This is a genomic window from Bradyrhizobium sp. USDA 4353, assembly GCF_054063215.1.
This window is the reverse complement of the sequence record NZ_JBSSGB010000001.1, coordinates 962,777-981,288: the sequence shown is the minus strand read 5'-3', so window position 1 is coordinate 981,288 and position 18,512 is coordinate 962,777. Positions and strand designations below refer to the sequence as shown.

Below are 18,512 nucleotides of genomic sequence, written 5' to 3'. Positions count from 1 at the left end.
GTTCAGGCGGGCCGTTCCTCCCGCCTGAACAGCACGTAGAGCGCCGGCAGCACCAGCAGCGTCAGCACCGTCGAGGAGATGATGCCGCCGATCACGACGGTGGCGAGCGGGCGCTGCACCTCGGCGCCGGCGCCGGTCGCGAGCGCCATCGGCACGAAGCCGAGCGAGGCGACGAGCGCCGTCATCAGCACCGGGCGGAGCCGCGCCAATGCGCCGTCTTCGACGGCAGCCAGGATGTTGCGTCCGTCCTGGCGCAGCCGCTCGATGAAGGCGATGATGACGAGGCCGTTGAGCACGGCGACGCCTGACAGCGCGATGAAGCCGACGCCGGCGGAGATCGACAGCGGCAGGCCGCGCAGCAGCAGCGCGGCGATGCCGCCGGTCAGCGCCAACGGCACGCCGGAGAACACCAGCGCGGCATCCGCGAACGAGCCCATGCTCATGAACAGCAGCAGGAACACCAGCGCGAGCGCGATCGGCACCACGATGGTCAGGCGCTTGGTGGCGGAGAGCAACTGCTCGAACTGGCCGCCCCAGCCGATCCAATAGCCCGGCGGCAGCTTCACCTTCTCGGCTACGGCAGCTTGCGCCTCAGTGACGAACGAGCCGAGGTCGCGGGCGCGGACATTGGCCGTGACGACGATGCGCCGCTTGCCGTTCTCACGGCTGACCTGGTTCGGCCCCGGCGCCGAGGTGACGGCGGCAACCGAGGACAGCGGCACGTAGCGCGGCTGGGCGGCGCCGTTGAACGCGGTGCGAAGCGGCGCCGCGCCTGCCTCCTCGCCGGCCGGCAGCGGGATCGGAATGGCTCTGATAGCATCGAGATTGCCGCGGAGACGCTCGGGCAGGCGGACGACGATGTCGAAGCGGCGATCGCCGTCGAACAGTTTTCCCGTCGCCTTGCCGCCGATCGCGATCTCGACCACGTTCTGCACCTCGGCGACGCTGAGGCCGTAGCGCGACAGCGCCTGGCGGTCGATCTTCACGGTCAGGATCGGCAGGCCGGCGACCTGCTCGGTCTTGACGCCGGTGGCGCCATTGATGCCGCGGATCGCGGCCTCGACCTGGCGCGCGGCGCCCTGTAGGATGTCGAGATCGTCGCCGAAGATCTTGACGCCGACATCGCTGCGCACGCCTGAGATCAGCTCGTTGAAGCGCAGCTGAATGGGTTGCGAGATCTCGTAGTTGCTGCCCAGGATCTCGTCCGCGGCGGCCTCGATCTCGGCAACGAGCTCCGCTTTTGGCTTGGCCGGATCGGGCCATTCGCTGCGCGGCTTCAGCATGATGTAGCCGTCGCCCTGCGACGGCGCCATCGGATCGGTTGCGACCTCGGCGGTGCCGATGCGGGTGAAGACGTCCTTGACCTCGGGGATCTGCCGCAGCCGGGCCTCCAGCGCCTTTTGCAGATCGACGGACAGCGTCAGGCTTGTCCCGGGAATGCGCAGCGCGGCGAGCGCGACGTCGCCCTCGTCGAGGCTCGGAATGAACTCGCCGCCCATCCGGGTGGCCGCGACGCCGCTCACGACGACGATCACGGCCGCAACAGTGGCGACCGTCATGCGGTAGGAGATCGCGGAGCGCAGCAGCGGCGCGTAGATTCGCCGCGCGCCCCGCATCACGATGTTCTCCTGCTCCGAGACCTTGCCGGTGACGAAGATCGCCACCGCCGCCGGAATGAAGGTGATCGAGAACAGCACGGCCGCGCCGAGCGCCATCAGCACGGTCAGCGCCATCGGCGTGAACATCTTGCCCTCGACGCCGGTCAAGGTCAGCACCGGCAGATAGACGACGGCGATGATGCCGGTGCCGAACAGGCTCGGCCCGATCACCTCGCGCGCGCCGGAGACGATGGTCTGCAGCCGCTCGGACGTCGTGAGCAGGCCGCCCTTGCGGTGCTGCGCCTCGGCGAGCAGCCGGAGACAGTTCTCGACGATGATGACGGCGCCGTCGATGATGATGCCGAAGTCGATCGCGCCGAGACTCATCAGATTGGCGCTGACCTTGCTCTCGACCATGCCGGTGATGGTCATCGCCATCGACAGCGGAATGATGCAGGCTGTGACCAGTGCGGCGCGGATATTGCCGAGCAGCAGGAACAGCACGACGACCACGAGCGCAGCGCCTTCGAGCAGGTTCTTCTCCACGGTGCGGATGGTCGCCTCGACCAGATGGGTACGGTCGTAGAGCGTGCGCGTGATGACGCCTTCGGGCAGCGACTTGGCGATCTCGTCGAGCCGGGCGGCGACGCGGCGCGCCACGGCGCGGCTGTTCTCGCCGATCAGCAGCATCGCGGTGCCGAGGATCGTCTCCTCGCCATTGAGCGTCGCGGCGCCCGTGCGGAGGTCGCGTCCCTCCATGACCTCGGCAACGTCGCCGATGCGCACCGGCGTGCCGCCGCGGGCGCCGATCACGATGTCCTTCAACTCGGCGGCGGTGCCGACCTGGCCGGGCGCGCGCACCAGATATTGCTCGCCATTGCGCTCGATATAGCCGGCGCCGACATTGGCGTTGTTGGCGGCGAGCGCCGTCATGACGTCGCGGAAGCTGATCTTGTAGGCCATCAGGCGGCCGGGATCCGGCAGCACGTGGAACTGGCGCTCGAAGCCGCCGATCGTATTCACCTCGATCACCCCGGGCACGCCGCGCAATTGCGGCCGGATGATCCAGTCCTGGACCGTGCGCAGATCGGTCGGCGAGTAGTCGGTACCTTCCGGCGTCTTCGCGCCGGGCTTGGCCTCGACCGCATACATGAAGATCTCGCCGAGGCCCGTCGACAGCGGGCCCATCGCGACCTCGACGCCCGGCGGAAGCTGATCCTTGATCTGCTGGATGCGCTCGTTGACCTGCTGGCGGGCGAAGTAGATGTCGGTGCCGTCCTGGAACACGACGGTGACCTGGCTCAGGCCATAGCGCGACAGCGAGCGCGTCGTGTCGAGGCGGGGCAGGCCGCCCATCGCGGTCTCCACGGGGAAGGTGATGCGCTGCTCGGTCTCGAGCGGCGAATAGCCCGGCGCCTTGGTGTTGATCTGCACCTGGACGTTGGTGATATCGGGCACGGCGTCGATCGGCAGCCGGGTGAAATTCCAGGCCCCGAACGCGGCTGCGGCGAGCACGAACAGCAACACCAGCCAGCGCTGGCGAACGGCAAAAGCGAGGATCGCGTCAATCATGCTCGGCCTCCCCCTTGCCCATCTCCGCCTTCACGACAAAGCTGTTCTCGGCGACGTAGTGCTCGCCGGCCGAAAGGCCGTCGCGGATCTCGACATAGGTCGGATCGGATTCACCCGTTGCGACGGGGCGCGCCTCGATCTTGTCGCCGTCCTCGCGGACGAACACGACGGTCTTGTTCTCCAAGGTATGGATCGCGCTGGCGCGCACCGCGACGGCGACGCTGCGCTTGGCGAGCACCAGACGCGCTGTCACGAACAGGCCGGGGCGCAGGCGGCCATCGGCGTTCGGCAGCACGACGCGCGCCAGCGCCGTCTGCGTCTCGCTGGCGCCGATCGGAGCGATGTAGGAGACGTTGCCCTTGATCAGACCGCGGCCGTCATCGGGATCGATCAGCACCTCGTCGTCGAGCCGGACCCGCCGGAGATCCTGGCGATAGATCGAGAGGTCGACCCAGATGGTCGAGAGGTCCGCGACCACGAAGGCCGGCTTCTGCTCGGAGGCGTATTCGCCGAGCGAGATCTGGCGGTCGATGATGGTGCCGCCGATCGGCGCCTTCAAATCATAGGCGGTCAGGCTCTGGTTGCTTTCGATGGAGGCGAGCAGCTCATCCTTGGCGACGGTGTCGCCGATGCGCTTCCTGATGGCGCGGACGATGCCGGGAAAGCGCGGCGTCACCTGCACCAGCGCTTCCTGATTGGCGCGCAGCACGCCGTTAAAGGCCAGCGTGTCCGATAAGGTCGCGGGCCCTGCTTCAGCGAGCGTGACGCCGGCGGCCGCGAGCTTCACGTCGCTGATGCGGATGCGGTCGGCGCCGTGCTCGTCCTGCTCGACGTGGTCCTTCGGTGCTTTCTCGGCATGGTTTGCCTTGCCGGGGGCGGCTTCGGTATGCGGCGCCGCCTCGGCCAGAAACCGCGACGCGCCGGCGCCGGCGGCGGCCGCGAGGATCGTAATGAAGATGACGGTGGATGCTCTCATCGCGCGGTCTCCCGGGCCAGAGTGAAGGGACGGCCGACGAGGCCTTCGATGGTCGCCACGGCGACATGGATGTTCTGTAGCGCCTCCTGCTCGCGCAGCCGCGCCTGCGCGACGCTCGCCTGCGCATCGAGCACTTCGAGCAGCGAGAAGCGGCCGGCGCTGTAGCCCTGCGCGATCTCTTCCGCGGCCTCCTGCGCCCGGGGGATGGCGATCTCGCGCAACACCGCGAGCTCGCGCAGCGAGCCTTGCAGCGAGTCGTAGGCGCGGCCGGCGATCACCAGAAGCGCGTTGCGGTTCGCCTTGCGCTCGGCTTCGGTCTTGGCGACGCTCTCCTGCGCCGAGAGGATGTTGCCCTGGTTCTGGTCGAACACCGGGATAGGCACGGAGACGCTGAGCCTGACGGCATCGTTTTGGGATTCGTTGAAATGACGCCAGCCGGCGCTGACGCGGACATCGGGATAAGGCTTCAGTCGTGCGAGCAGCAGCTCGGCATTGCGCTGCGCGTAGACGGCGGTCCAGCGCACGAGCTGCGGATTGGCGTCGATCGCGGCGATGACGGTCTGGAACGAGGGCGGCTGGCTTGTTGTGTCGAAGCGCCCGGTCACGGTTGGGAGCTTTGCCGAGCTGTCGCCGGTCAGCACCGCGAGCTCGCGGCGCGCGCTCGCCAAGGTCGCCTTGACGCGCTCGCGGTCGGCCCGCACCAGCGCCGAGGCGACCTCGGCACGGCCGGTTTCCGCCGGCGACGAGGCGCCGGCCTCGACGCGCCGCCGCAGCAGCGGCGTCAGGCGATCGAGCGCTGCGACCTGGTCATCGAGGATCTGGATGCGGCGTTGCGTTGCGAGCACGGTGACGAAGGCGATCGCCGTTTCCGACAGCACTTCGAGCCGCACCGCCTGGCGCTGGATCTCGGCGGTGCGGACGCCGGCCTGTCCCGCGGCGATGCGTGCATCGCGCTTGCCGAACCACTCGAACGCCTGGCTGATCTGCAAGGTCGTCTCGGCCGAGCGCGTGCCGCGATATGGGCCGGAGCCGAACGAATTGTCCTGCTCGTAGGACAGCTCCGGATTGAGCAGCGCGCCGGCCTGCAGCCGCTGGCCGGAGGCGATGCCGATGTCGCGATCGGCGGCCGACAGGCGCGGATTGGCGGCGAGCGCGCGCGACAGCGCCTCGCGCAAGGTAAGGGTCTCTGCTGCCGCGCCGTGCACGGACAGCGCGAGCAGAGCTGCGGCGCATGCGATGCGCGCAGCCATTGCAGGGAATGGCATCGAGATGAACCTGTCTGAACGGGCAATGAGGACGGCGGCAGCCGTCCGGCACGGGACGTCAGATCAGGTGTTTGGGGGGCGGCGACTCGGCGTCGGACAGAATGCCGGCACGGAGCACGGGAATGGGCCAGTCGGTCGCGGCGACGATGTCGGCCGGCACCGCGGCCAGTTGCAGTTGCGGCACGGAGACCGAGAAGCAGCCGTGGCAATGATGATCGGCGACGCCGCGCTGATCGGAATGGCCGGCCTGGTCGAGCAGCGCTGCGATCTCCGGCTTGCCGGACGACGCATGCGCGACGTCGAGATCACAGGCGCCATGCAGCGCCCCTGCCAGCAGATAGCCGACGATCACGCATAGTGCCGCGATCCGGCGTAAGAGGCCCGGACGGCTCGTCAGATATCGCTGGCCAATGCTGCGCACGGCATCCCCTGTTCGGCCAGCGGATAGCACGCGGGGTCAGGCGTTGTCGATCAGCAACAATGTAACAAGGGGAACCGGCTCACAGCACAGCCAGCGCCGGCGCCAGGATGACGCAGGCGAGCAGGGCCAGCGCCGCAGCGCTGCAGCGATAGCCGAGCCTCGCCGGTACGACCCCAGACAGGCCGTGGCGCAAGCTGGCGCCGAGCACGATCCAGCCGCAGCCGATCGTGGCGATCGACAGCCCGAGCGCGATGACGAACGGCAGCAGGTGCGCGGCTCCGCTTTCTGCCGGCAGCAGGGTGAAGGCGAAGATGATGGCCTTGGGATTGAGCAGCGTCGTGACGAACACGCGGCGCAGCGTCACCGGCATCGCATCGCTGCTTCCGCCGCCGCCGTGGCGCCACAGCGCGACGGCGAGGTGGAGCAGATAGAGCACGACCGCGATGCGCAGGACATGACCGATCATCGGCATCGCCGCGAGCGCCGGGCCGAGCACGACGCGCAGAGCCAGGATCGCGAGCAGATAGCCGGTGAGCTCGGCGAGCAGCAGACGAACGGAGGCGCTGACGCCGCGGCTCGCGCCTGCTGTGGCGAGCAGCGTATTGGTCGGGCCTGGCGTGGCGAGGAGGGCGATGCTTGCGGCGAGGAAGGTCGGGATGTCCATGCAGGCATCGAGCACGTGCACCGATCGTTCGCCTTGATGCGGGTCAAGGCCGGCCGGGCATCGCCTGATCCGGTCGCAGCGCTGCGCGTGGGATCGCGAGTCCCGATTTCCGGAACGGGTCCTGCGAGCGGCGGTAAGCCGTGGCGCATGAGCACGCCGTATTGGCGGCATGCAGCCTGCTTGATTGACTCGCTGCCTTCGCAAACTAAGGTTCGCGCCACAACAAGACAGCGCAGAATCGTCGCATCGATCGGTGGTCAGCGCGAAGGATCGGACAGCAGATGACTTTGGCGATGAGCTGGGACGAGTGGGCCCGGCATGACGGCGTGGCGCTCGCGGCCCGCGTGCGCAACGGCGAGCTGACCGCGGCAGAGCTGGCGCAGCAGGCCGCCGAGGGCATCGCCAAGGTCGATCCGCAACTCTCAGGCGTGATCGAAGTCTTCGCCGACGCGATCGAAGATCCGATCAAGGCCGGCGCCAATGCCGATGGCCCGTTCGCTGGCCTGCCGTTCCTGATGAAGGATCTCGGCCCGACCATGGCCGGTCGTCTGCAGGAGCAGGGCTCGCTCTATATGCGGGGCAACCGTCCCGCGGCCGACACGCACCTGACGTCGAAGATGCGCAAGGCCGGACTCAACCTGATGGGGCGCACCACCACCCCCGAGTTCGGTGTGTGCAGCTCGGCGGAGAATCCGGCCGTCTATGTCACGCGCAATCCCTGGGACACCGACTACACGACCTGCGGCTCGTCGGCGGGAAGTGCCGCGATGGTCGCCGCCGGCGTCGTGCCGATCGCGCATGCGACCGACGGCGGCGGCTCGATCCGCATTCCTGCAGGGGTCAACGGCAATATCGGCCTGAAGGTGTCGCGCGGCGTGTTCTCGATCGCGCCGCATCTGTCGGATCTCACAGGCCTGGTCTCGATCCAGGGCTGCCAGTCGCGCAGCGTGCGCGACACTGCGGCGTTCGTCGATCATTGCCGCGGCGGCGCGCCCGGCGAGTTCATGCCGTATTGGACCACGCCGGAGCCGTATGTCGAGCTGATCAAGCGCGATCCCGGCAAGCTCAGGATCGCGCTCTCGCACCAATGGGGCGATTATCGCGCGACGCCGCACATTGCGGCCGAGCTCGAGCGCGTCGGCAAATTCCTCGAGGGTCTCGGCCATCACGTCGGCTACGCGCTGCCGGACGTGGACTATCGCCAAGCCTTCGCGGCGCAGACCACCTGCTACATCTCGAACTTCGCGATCGTCATCAACAACCTGCTCGCACAGCGCAAGCTGGAGCGGCCGCCGGCCGAGCTGATCGAGCCGATCAACATCCGCATCTGGGAGGCCGGCCGCGGCACCAGCTTCGCCGAGCGCGCGGCGATGCAGACGGTGTTCAACACCACCTCGCGCGCCTTCGGCGCCTTCTTCGAGGCGTGGGACATCATCCTGACGCCGATCACGGCGCTGCCGACGCCGAAGATCGGCACTAGGGAATACCTGACGATCAGCGACAATCCCGACGTGCTCGACTGGTTCGGCAATCTCTGGCGCAACTTCGCCTTCACGCCGCTTGCCAATCTCTGCGGCATTCCGGCGATTTCGCTGCCGCTCGCCACCAACGAGCACGGCCTGCCGCTCGGCATCCAGGCGATCGGCAAGCAGGCCGATGACGGCCTGCTGCTGCAACTGGCCGCTCAGATCGAGCGTGCCATCGACGGCCAATGGAATGGCGGCGCCACGCCGGCGGTGCACGTCACTAAGGGCTGACGCTGCGCGGCGGCACGACGGTTAGTTGGTCGCGGGCACCGCGGCCGGGGCCTGCGCGTCAGGCGCGCTGCTCATCGCGGCCATCGCCGGCGCAGCTTGCAGGATCGACAGGCCGGTGTCGTCGATGACGAAGCGCGGCTGTATCTGTCGCGCATCGCTGTCCTGGACCATCGCCATGCGCTGATTGTCGAGCAGCAGCCAGCGTCCGTCGAGCCGCGCTGCGGCGACGGCATGATCCTCGTCGCGCGCAGTGTCGCGGACGATGAGGATGCGCAGATCCTGCGGCGCGATCCCGGCCAGCCGGAGCGCCACGAATTTGGCGATCGCATAGTCCTCGCAGTCGCCCGCGAGGCGGCCGAAGGTGGCGAGCGGAGAGGCCCAGACGTCGGTCTCGCCATATTGGGCGAGGTCGCTCATCGGCCGGATGGCGAGATTGATCGCGCGGTTGATCTCGCCGAGCCGGGCGCGGCCCACTTTAGTGCGGGCCTGATCGACAATGGCGAGAAGGCGCAGCGCGGCCGGCGAGACGCAATGCGCGCGGTCGCCATCGCAGAGTGCAAGTTGCACGCGCTCGTCGTCGAGCTTGGCCGCCAGGCTCTGCCACTTGGCCAGCAGCGGACCAGCGCCGAGCTCGGCGCGCAGCAGGCCGAACGGCTCCGCCTCGCCAATGACGGCCTCGACGCCTGAGGGCTGCGCGACCGGCGCGGCCTTGGCTGGATGGCCGATCCACAGCGCGGCGCCGATGGCAGCCGCCAACGATGCGCGGATCAGCGCGAACATGTTCATGAGACGCCCCGTGCCCGGAGCTCGCCCTGCGCGCTGCCGCGCAGGTGGAGCCGGTGCTTGTTGGGGCCAGCATGGGAGCGTGAGCTTTGCCGCTGCTTAAGGCCGCGGTTCCGCCTCAGAAATCGTGGCAGTCAGACTGAACGTTGTGTTGCCGTGATGCGACAAATCTTAGCGAAAGCTAAGTCGGGGTCGCGCGCCAGACGTGAAATCCCGTTCAGGTTGTGGTGTCGGGCTGTCCGCAGCTTCGGCATCAATTGATGCAAATTGTAGATTTGTGCCGATCCGATCCCCATCCGCCGTCCGAAATTTCGCCCTGGGAGTATGGGGGTGCGGATGGAATGGTCGGGACAGGTAATTCTTGTCGAACGAATACAGTGATTTTCTTGGATGAGCCCAATCGCTGCCGATGAATACTTGTTTATACTCACATTTTCCTTGTCGAGAAGAAGGCAAGAGCTTGACCGTATCGAAGCAAACCCGTGGACGCAGCGGTTTCCAGGCCCTGAGGGCACAAGCTGAAGATGGTTCCTCCAGACACTCGCCAGTGATATGCACGGCTTGAACACGAATTGTTATGTAATAATTAACCATAGTCGGTGGCCCCGTGAATTACGCTGGCAAGTCTGACGCCGCGCTTTTCTCCCACGGCCTGGGCCCGTCCGCGCCGGCACATTTGAAGCTGGATGCGCCGCCCGCCCATGCGCCGGCGGATGCGATCGTCGTTCCCGACGCGCATTTCCTGTTCAATGCCGATTTCAAGCGGTCGGGCCTCGACCTCGTGCTGTCGTCCGACGGCCGCGAACTCGTGCTGCCGGATTATTTCAGGGGCGAGAAGCGGGCGGCCCTGGCCTCGCCGGACGGCGCGCACCTGACCGGTGACATCGTCAACGCGCTCTCCGGCGCCGTCCAAGTCAGCCAGGCCGGCGGCACGGCCAGCGTCAGCAAGGTAATCGGCCACGTCACCAAGCTGCAGGGCACCGCGACCGTCATCCGCAACGGCGTCTCGATCCTGCTGCACAATGGCGACAACGTCGAGAAGGGTGACGTCGTCCAATCCGGCTCGAACTCGACGCTCGGCATCACCTTCATCGACGGCACCGTGTTCGGCCTGTCCTCGAATGCGCGGATGGTGCTGAACGAGATGGTGTACGACCCCAACGGGTCGAACAACTCGTCGCTGATCAGCCTCGTCGCCGGCACCATCTCGTTCGTGGCCGGCGAGACCGCCAAGCACGGCGACATGAAGGTCGACACGCCTGTGGCGACCATGGGCATTCGCGGCACGGCCGTGCTCGTCGAGATCGATTTCTCGGTGCCGGGGCAGGGCGGTCTGCCCGATGCGAAATTCCAGGTGCTGGTCGAGCCCGACGGCCGCACCGGCTCCTACGTCCTATTCGACAAGACGACGCTGCAGCCGATCGCGGTGGTGAACCAGGCCGGCCAGCAGATCCAGATCAGCAACGGCGTGGTGAACCAGAGCGCGGTGCCGCTCACGCCGGACGTCCAGAAGCTCATCAACGACGTCTTCACGCTGAAATTCACCGACAACACCAATCCGAAATCGACGACCCATTTCACCGACATCGGGGTGCCGCAGCCGCTGGCGCCGCTGACCCTGCCGAACGGCACCAGCGCAACGCCGATCGTTCGCGTGGTCGATGTAAGCGGCCCGACGACGGGCACGAGCCAGACTGGCGATCAGCCGACGCACATTCCAGGTGCGCCTGAGGTTCGGATTCTCGATGCGGACGGCCGGCTGACGACGGCCTTCGGGTTGACCGAGCGCGCCGGCCAGACCGGGAACGGCACCGATCTCGACACCGTTCTCACCCGCGTCAATTTCGTCGACGTCAACGGCATCGATCGGCCGACGGTCTCGGTCAGCTTCAAATCCTACACCTATAAGAGCGCGCAGCAGGCCGATGTCACGTCGTCGCTGAACGCCCTGCAATTGCAGGACGTCATGGCGACCGCGGTGAAGATCACGGTCACGGCCGATCCGAACAACAAGAATTACGGCACGGCGACGCTGAGCTATAGCGTTCCGGACAGCTCGTTCGACTTCCTGGCGGCGGGCGAGACGCTGACGCTGACCTATCTCGTGCGCGTCGACAACAATTTCGCACCGTCCAACGAATTCACCCTGGTGCCGATCACGATCACCGTGACCGGCACCAACGACAAGCCTGTGATCACGGCAGCCGTGCAGCCGATTGCGTTTTCGGGTGGCACCAGCGTGCCCGGCGGCCCGCTGACATCTCATGATCCGACCTCGGGCACGCTGACGTTCAAGGATGTCGACCTCACCGACACCCATACGGTTTCGGCGAAGCTGACCGGCGCGGTTCTCGAGGGCGGCGGCAGCATCCCGCCGGCGCCGCTCGCGCTGTTCCAGCAGGCGCTCACGGCGTCGCTCGCTTCCGACAGCACCGGCAGCGGCACCGGCAAGATCAATTGGAGCTTTGCGAACCTCCCGGTCTATGTCGCGGATTTCATTCCCGCGGGCCAGAAGGTGACGCTCACCTACACGATGACCGTGACGGATTCCCAGGGCGCCACGTCGTCGCAGACGATCACGGTCACGATCACCGGGACGGATGATCCGGCCGTGGTCTGGATCGCGACCACCCACCCGGGCGACAGTAGCGGCGCGCAGGTTCATCTGTGGAGCGACGGCGCTAACTGGGCGACCGGTCTGGCTCCGACCGCTACCGACGACGTCATCATCATCACCGATCAGCTGCACGGCCTGACGCCGGCTTTCCCGGTGACCATCGATACGGCCGCCTTTGCCAAATCGGTCACGCTGAACGACTTTGGCGGCGGAGCCGTTCCCGAGCTTGACAATCAGGGCACGCTGACGATCAGCGGCGCGCTGACCGCCAAGGCCGATTCGCGCATCTCTAATTTCTCCGGCGCCACGTTCAATGTTAACGGCTCGGCGCAGATCCTGGACCAGAGCGAGCTGCACAATGCGGGCACGATGGTGCTCGCCGGCGGCGGCGTGTTCGGGGCGGCGGCCGGCATCGTCAACACCGGGACGATCGAGCTGTCCGCGGGCACGTTGACCGTGCACGGCGATATCGCGAATGCGGAGGGCGACAGCTCTGGCCTGATCCAGGTCGACCCGGGCGCGACCTTGACCCTGGATGGCGGCAGCATCGATGGCGGCGCCATCGTGATCCAGGGCGCGCTCGTCCTTCAGATGTACAGCACGCCGGGCGAAGGCGGGGATACGCCCGAGCCAGCTCCCGGCCTGCTCGTGCTGAAGGGCGGGGCAGCGATCAGCCATGGTGAGCTGACCAATTTCGGCATGATCGAGGTGTCGGGCAACGGCAACGCGCTGACCGATGAGACCGTCACGAATGCCGGCTCGATCGACGTCACCGGCCAGCTCACGCTGGACGGCTATACCAGCGTCGACAATGAGGACGGCATCGTCACGGTCGAGCAGTCCGCGACGCTGACGCTGACACGGGCCGAGATCACCGGCGGCACGCTGACCAACATGGCCGACGGCACGGTGGCGCTCGCCGGCCACGCCGCATTGATCGGCGGCACGCTCGACAATTTCGGCTCGGTCACTGTGTCCGGCAGCGGCAATGCGTTCGAGGACGAGACGATCACCAACGCGAACGCGGCGGCGATCACCCTTGCATTGGGCGGTGCGCTGTCGCTGAGCGGCACCAGCATCGCCGGCGGCGCCATCGGCAGCGAAGGCACGATCTCGGTCGACGATGACAGCACGATCGACGGCAGCGCCGTCTCGGGCGGGGAGCTGCTGATCGGCGAGACTGGTCCGTTTGCGGAGGGCACGGCCACACTGAAGGTCGAAGGCGGCACCTCGCTGACGGATGTCAACATCACCATCGGCAACGGATCGACCCTCGAGGTCGCGTCACAGGCTGGCGCGACCTTGGTCGGCGTGACCGTCGACAACTCCGGCACGGTCGAGGTCGATGACGGCGCGCTGCTGCTGATCGAGGACAGCACGATCAGCGGCGGCGATCTCGTCAACCACGGCATCGTGCATGTCGAGACCGCGGCTGCGACCACCTTCGACAACGTCACGATCGATAACACCGACGGTCAGATCATCATCGACGACGATGGTGACACTCCGGTGGAATCTACCCTGGTGCTGGATGGCGGTACGACGATCACCGGCGGCACGTTGGAGGTGCGGATCGCCGGCACGCTGGAGATCGCCGGCCACGACGTCGTGACCCTTTCGGGCATGGACGTCGAAAATTTCGGTGTCTTAACCGTCGATCCCGAGGCCATTCTCGACCTCGCCGGCACCCAGGTGAACGGCGACGGCACGCTGTATGTCTACGGCACGATCACGGCGAGCGGCCAGAGCGGCCTCAGCGGGACGATCTTCAACTACGGCACGATCGAGATCACGGCCGGCACGTTCGAGATCACCGGCGACGTGAGCGGCTCGGGGACGATCAAGGTCGATGACGGCGCGTCCCTGACGGTGGATGGCCAGATCGATCAGGTCATCGATTTCAGCAGCAAGGGCAGCAGCGAGCTCGTCGTCGACGACGCGAGCTTCTCCGCCAAGATCGCCGGCCTCGGCGTTTCCGACAAGATCGACCTGCAGACGATCAAATGGAGCCTCGCCACGACGGCGTCCTACGATGCTGAAACGGGCGTGCTCACGGTCGTCGACGGCCAGGGCCACAGCATCAGTCTGACGCTGATCGGTAATTACAGCGGTGCGCATTTCGCGGGAAGCGATGACGGCCATGGCGGCACGCTGATCACGTTGATGGCGGATGACGCGGCGCCGGTGGTGACCGATCCCGGCAAGCCGGGTACGATCACCGAAACGGCCGCGCAGACCGGATCGTCCGATGCACACAGCGTCACCGGCAGCATTCTGTTCACCGACGTCGATCTGACCGACCGGCCCTCCGCGTCGATCGGCACGCAGAATGTGACCTGGACCGCGGCCGACGGTCAGACCGATCTGTCTGGCCAGCTTACGCCGGGCCAGATCGCCGCGCTCGAGCACGCGCTGCAGCTCAGTCAGACCGGCAACGTCAACAACGGCAAGATCGACTGGACCTATGCCATTGCCGACGGCAAGCTGGATTTCCTCGGCGCCGACCAGACCGTGACGGTCACCACCAAGGTGACGCTCGACGATCATCAGGGCAAAACCACGCCGTCGACGGTCGTCGTCACCATCACCGGGACCAACGACCTGCCGGTCGTGACGGGCAAGGCGCCGTCGGCCGAGGTCGCCGAGCGCGCGGAGCTGTCCGGCTCGGACCAGTTCGACACCGCGAGCGGCACGATCACCTTTGCGGACGCCGATGTTACCGACGCGCATGTGTTGAAGGTGGCCGGGGTCGTGACCTCGGGTCATGATGGTGGCCTGCCGTCGGATCCGTCCGTGCTCAAGAGCTGGCTGTCGCTTGGCGCGCTCACCGAGTCCGGCGATGGCAAAGGCTCGCAGGCCTGGACCTTCGCTGCCAAGGACAAGGTGTTCGACTACCTCGGTGCCGGTCAGCACGTGACGTTGACCTACACGGTGTCGATCGATGACGGCCACGGCGGCGTGGTCGACGTGCCCGTCACCATCACGGTCAACGGCGCCAACGATGCGCCCGTGATCACCGGCGAAACCAACCCGACCGTCCAGACCGTCATCCTGGCCGAGCAGGCGAGAGTGCTGGCGAGCACCGCCAGCACCAATGCCGAGGGCATGCCGACCGAGACGTTCGATCACGTGTCGGCGGGCAACATCGCCGACAACGGGCGCGGCCATGGCAGCTTCTACAGCGAGGCGCTGCACGCGACGTTCACGGCCAGCGGCAATGCGGGGATCGTGCACGGCTCCTCGCCGGTGTCGGCGGCGCCCTACATGGCCGACGGTGCCGACAAGACCAACTATCTCAGCATCGGCAACCACGCGCAGGAGACTATCACCTTCGACAGCGTCAAGAACAGCTTTGGGCTGTATTGGGGCTCGGTCGACAGCTACAACAGCATCTCCTTCTACAACGGCACCAAGCTGGTCGCGTCCTACACGGGCAGCGATGTCGCGCCGCTGCTCGCCAATGGCGGCCAGGCGTCGCTGGCCTCGAACGGCTATGTCGAGTTCCTCGGCCTGTCGCCGTTCAACAAGGTCGTGCTCGCCAGCAGCCAGAATGCGTTCGAGATCGACAACGTCTCGGCTGGCTCTATCGCCGATCAACCGGTGAAGCTGGTGAGCAAGATGTCGGGCAGCCTCACCGTGCTCGACAAGGATGTCGGCGATACGCTGACGGCAGCCGTGATCGACAATGGCATCATCAAGTATAATGGCGCTTCGAGCCTTCCCGCCAACGCCCACGTCCAGGCGCTGGCCGATTCCCACGCCATCACTTTCGAGACCGCCATCTCCGGCGGCGGCTCCAATGTCCTTCACTGGACATACCATCCCGACGCCGTGAACCTGGACTTCCTGAACCCCGGCGACACGCTGACCGTCACCTACCAGGCTGAGGTCAGCGACGGCCATGGCGGATCCGCGACCAAGCCGCTGACGGTCACGCTGGCCGGCAACGGCGCGTCGACGATCAACGGCACGGCGCAGGACGACAATTTCGTCAATGTCGGCGGCGGCGTCACGATCTTCGGCAAGGGCGGCAACGACACCTTCGTCTTCAACCCGCATTTCGGCAGCGCCACGATCGGCGATCTCGATCTCACCAAGGATAGCGTCGAGATCGACCACTCGCTGTTCGCCAATATGGATGCGCTCGTGGCCTCGGCTCAGTCCGCCAACAACGGCCACGACACCGTCATCACCGATGCGGCGCATGATACGCTGACGCTGAAGGGCGTGACGCTCGACCAGTTCAAGGCGCATCACGACGGTTTCCACCTCGTCTGAGACCGCGCCCGCCGCCCGCATGCGGACGGCGGGATTGCCAGGCGCCGCCTTCTTTCAGATGATCAGACGTTTCGGATCGCCGGCCTCGGCGTGTTATCGGATGCTGCATGAAGCGGTTGAGAGCAGTCCCACGATGGTTCGCGCGCAGGTTCGGCTATGCGCGCGCGGCCTGTCTGTTGTTGCTGATCGCCTTCGCGGCACTGCGGATGACCGATCCTGCCCCAATGCAGGAGCTGCGCCTGCGCACCTTCGACAATTTCCAGGTCGTCAGTCCGCGGGTGAAGACCATTCGCCCGGTCACGATCGTCGATATTGACGAGAAAAGCGTCGCTGATCCCAAGCTGGGGCAATGGCCGTGGCCGCGGACGCGGATCGCCGAGATCGTCGACAGGTTGGCGCGCCTCGGCGCCGTCGTCATCGCCTTCGACGTCGTGTTCGCTGAGCCGGATCGGCTCAATCCGGCGCTTGCAGCCGAGACCTTTCCGAACCTCGACGAAGCGACTCGCGAAAAGCTGAAGGCGCTGCCATCGAACGATCAGGTGCTTGCCGACACCCTGCGCCGGGCGCGGATCGTGCTCGGCGAGACGGCCAGCAACGAGGTGCGCGCCGATCTCGACAAGACCTTGCCGGTGACGGGCGTCGCGACGATCGGACCCGACGCCGATGGCTTCATGGAGAGTTATCCAGGACTGTTGCGCAACGTTCCCTTGATCGAACATGCCGCATCTGGACGGGGACTGTTTACGATCCCGCCGGAGCGCGACGGCATCATCCGCCGTGTGCCGATGATCATGCAGGCTCAGGACACCACGATGCTCGCGCTCAGCTTCGAGATGCTCCGGGTGGTGAGCGGCGCGGACACGGTGCTGATCAAGGCCGATAAGGGCGGCATCACCAGCCTTCGCCTCGGCGGCTTCGAGATCCCGACGGACCGCAGAGGAAAGATCTGGGTGCACTATGCTCGGCACGATCCATCGATCTACGTCTCGGCGATCGACGTGCTCGAGGGGCGCGTGCCCCCGGAGAAGATCGCCAGGAAGCTGGTCCTGATCGGACCGTCCGCGATCGGTTTGAACGATATCAAGACGACGCCGGTCAATCCCGCGATGCCGGGCGTCGAGGTGCATGCCCAGGTCCTGGAGTCCGTCCTTACGAGCTCGATTCTGTCCCCGCCGTTCTGGGGCCTTACAGCCGAGTTCTTCACCGCCATGATCCTCGGCCTGCTCGTGATCGTGTTCGCGCCGCAGCTCAGCGCCGTGACGCTGGTGATCGTCGGCGGCCTATTCGCAAGCGCGTTAATCGGCGCATCCTGGTACGCCTACACGCAACATCGGCTCCTGATCGACTTCACCTATCCGATGGTGTCGACCACGGGGATCTATCTCACCCTGATCTTCGCGAGCTTCATGCGCGAGCAGAGCCAGCGCCGCCAGATCCGCTTGGCGTTCGGGCAATATCTTTCGCCGGCGCTGGTCGAGCAACTCGCGCATTCGCCCGAGAAGCTCGTGCTCGGCGGCGAGGAGCGCGAGATGACCATCATGTTCTCCGACGTCCGCGGCTTCACGACGATCTCGGAGAGCTACAAGCACGATCCGCAAGGCCTGACGCGGTTGATGAACAGGTTCCTGACGCCCCTGACCAATGCGATCCTGGCGCGCAAGGGAACCATCGACAAATACATGGGCGATGCGATCATGGCGTTTTGGAACGCGCCGCTCGACGATGCCGAGCATCAGCGCAACGCATGCGAAGCTGCGCTCGACATGCTCGATCGGGTCGACGAGCTGAATCTGGCACGCGAGCAGGAAGCGCGCGATGGCGGCCACGTCTATATCCCGATCAAGATCGGTGTCGGCCTCAACACCGGCATCTGCGTCGTCGGCAACATCGGCTCGGATCAGCGCTTCGGCTACTCGGTGCTCGGCGACAGTGTCAACCTCGCTTCCCGGCTCGAAGGCCAGTCCAAGGAATACGGCTTTCCGATCATTGTCGGCTCGAAGACGGCCCTTTCGGTCAAGGACAAGCTCGCGATCCTCGAGCTCGACTTCATCATGGTGAAGGGCAAGACCGAGCCGGAGGTGATCTACGCCATCAATGGACGCGAGGACGTGATGTACTCCGAGCGCTTCCAACTGCTGCGCAACCTGACCATCGAGATGCTCGCCGCCTATCGCAGCCGCGACTGGGACGAGGCGCTGGCGGCGATCGCCCGAGGACGAAGGAAGGACGAGGCGAAGGAGCTGGCCAAGCTGTTCGATCTCTACGAAGAACGCATCCGCGCCTATCAGCAGAACCCGCCGCCGGACGATTGGAACGGCGCGCATGCGCTGACCTCGAAGTAGCGCGATGATCCGTAGGGTGGGCAAAGCGAAGCGTGCCCACCATCTTGCCACGTCATACTGAGCAAGAACGGTGGGCACGGCGCTGCGCGCCTTTGCCCACCCTACGATTCGTCATTGTGGCGAATCTGAACGCCACAACAACGGTGTCATCCCGGCGAACGCCGGGATCCATAACCACCGGCTGCAATTGTTTGGCGGGACTGGTCGAGACACCGCGTCCGCCAAGCTAGACGCCGGCT

At 66.1% G+C, this 18,512-nt stretch carries 9 protein-coding genes; 3 read left to right on the top strand and 6 right to left on the bottom strand.

What is annotated here, in order from left to right; all coding sequences use genetic code 11:
- Positions 1-2: 2 nt before the first annotated feature.
- The 5 genes from ACVILH_RS04385 to ACVILH_RS04365 form a co-directional block, all read right to left on the bottom strand.
- Positions 3-3,170: an efflux RND transporter permease subunit gene (locus ACVILH_RS04385; protein ID WP_456711792.1), complete on the bottom strand. Its 3,168-nt coding sequence runs from the start codon at positions 3,168-3,170 to the stop codon at positions 3-5.
- Positions 3,163-4,146 carry a divalent metal ion exporter adaptor subunit IhpB gene (ihpB, locus tag ACVILH_RS04380; protein WP_456711791.1) on the bottom strand — a complete coding sequence of 328 codons (984 nt, stop codon included), beginning with the start codon at positions 4,144-4,146 and terminating at the stop codon, positions 3,163-3,165. The genes ACVILH_RS04385 and ihpB overlap by 8 nt, the downstream gene beginning before the upstream one ends.
- Positions 4,143-5,411: a divalent metal ion exporter subunit IhpA gene (gene ihpA / locus ACVILH_RS04375; RefSeq protein WP_456711790.1), complete on the bottom strand. Its 1,269-nt coding sequence runs from the start codon at positions 5,409-5,411 to the stop codon at positions 4,143-4,145. The genes ihpB and ihpA overlap by 4 nt, the downstream gene beginning before the upstream one ends.
- Positions 5,412-5,469: 58 nt before the next feature.
- On the bottom strand, positions 5,470-5,832 hold the full coding sequence (locus ACVILH_RS04370; protein WP_456711789.1) for a hypothetical protein: 363 nt from the start codon (positions 5,830-5,832) through the stop codon (positions 5,470-5,472).
- A 79-nt stretch (positions 5,833-5,911) separates the two neighbouring features.
- Positions 5,912-6,517, bottom strand: coding sequence for a LysE family translocator (locus ACVILH_RS04365; RefSeq protein ID WP_456711788.1), 606 nt, complete (start codon positions 6,515-6,517; stop codon positions 5,912-5,914).
- A gap of 260 nt (positions 6,518-6,777) precedes the next feature.
- On the opposite strand from ACVILH_RS04365, the gene ACVILH_RS04360 reads away from it, so the two are divergent.
- Positions 6,778-8,253, top strand: a complete 1,476-nt coding sequence (locus ACVILH_RS04360) for an amidase (RefSeq protein WP_456711787.1) — start codon at positions 6,778-6,780, stop codon at positions 8,251-8,253.
- Positions 8,254-8,274: 21 nt separating this feature from the next.
- Here ACVILH_RS04360 and ACVILH_RS04355 read toward each other — a convergent pair whose 3' ends face one another.
- A complete protein-coding gene (locus ACVILH_RS04355) occupies positions 8,275-9,039 on the bottom strand; it encodes a transglutaminase-like cysteine peptidase (protein WP_456711786.1) in 765 nt (254 codons plus the stop codon).
- Positions 9,040-9,643: 604 nt separating this feature from the next.
- Here ACVILH_RS04355 and ACVILH_RS04350 point away from each other — a divergent pair.
- A complete protein-coding gene (locus ACVILH_RS04350) occupies positions 9,644-15,931 on the top strand; it encodes an Npun_F0296 family exosortase-dependent surface protein (protein ID WP_456711785.1) in 6,288 nt (2,095 codons plus the stop codon).
- A gap of 107 nt (positions 15,932-16,038) precedes the next feature.
- Complete coding sequence (locus ACVILH_RS04345; RefSeq protein WP_456711784.1) at positions 16,039-18,273, top strand: CHASE2 domain-containing protein; 2,235 nt, start codon at positions 16,039-16,041, stop codon at positions 18,271-18,273.
- The last annotated feature ends 239 nt before the right edge of the window (positions 18,274-18,512 follow it).

Bases quoted from the DNA above. Each gene is read 5' to 3' on its own strand.
- ihpB (WP_456711791.1), bottom strand. From the start codon at position 4,146: ATGAGAGCATCCACCGTCATCTTCATTACGATCCTCGCGGCCGCCGCC.
- ihpA (WP_456711790.1), bottom strand. From the start codon at position 5,411: ATGCCATTCCCTGCAATGGCTGCGCGCATCGCATGCGCCGCAGCTCTG.
- ACVILH_RS04385 (WP_456711792.1), bottom strand. From the start codon at position 3,170: ATGATTGACGCGATCCTCGCTTTTGCCGTTCGCCAGCGCTGGCTGGTG.
- ACVILH_RS04355 (WP_456711786.1), bottom strand. From the start codon at position 9,039: ATGAACATGTTCGCGCTGATCCGCGCATCGTTGGCGGCTGCCATCGGC.
- ACVILH_RS04345 (WP_456711784.1), top strand. From the start codon at position 16,039: ATGAAGCGGTTGAGAGCAGTCCCACGATGGTTCGCGCGCAGGTTCGGC.
- ACVILH_RS04360 (WP_456711787.1), top strand. From the start codon at position 6,778: ATGACTTTGGCGATGAGCTGGGACGAGTGGGCCCGGCATGACGGCGTG.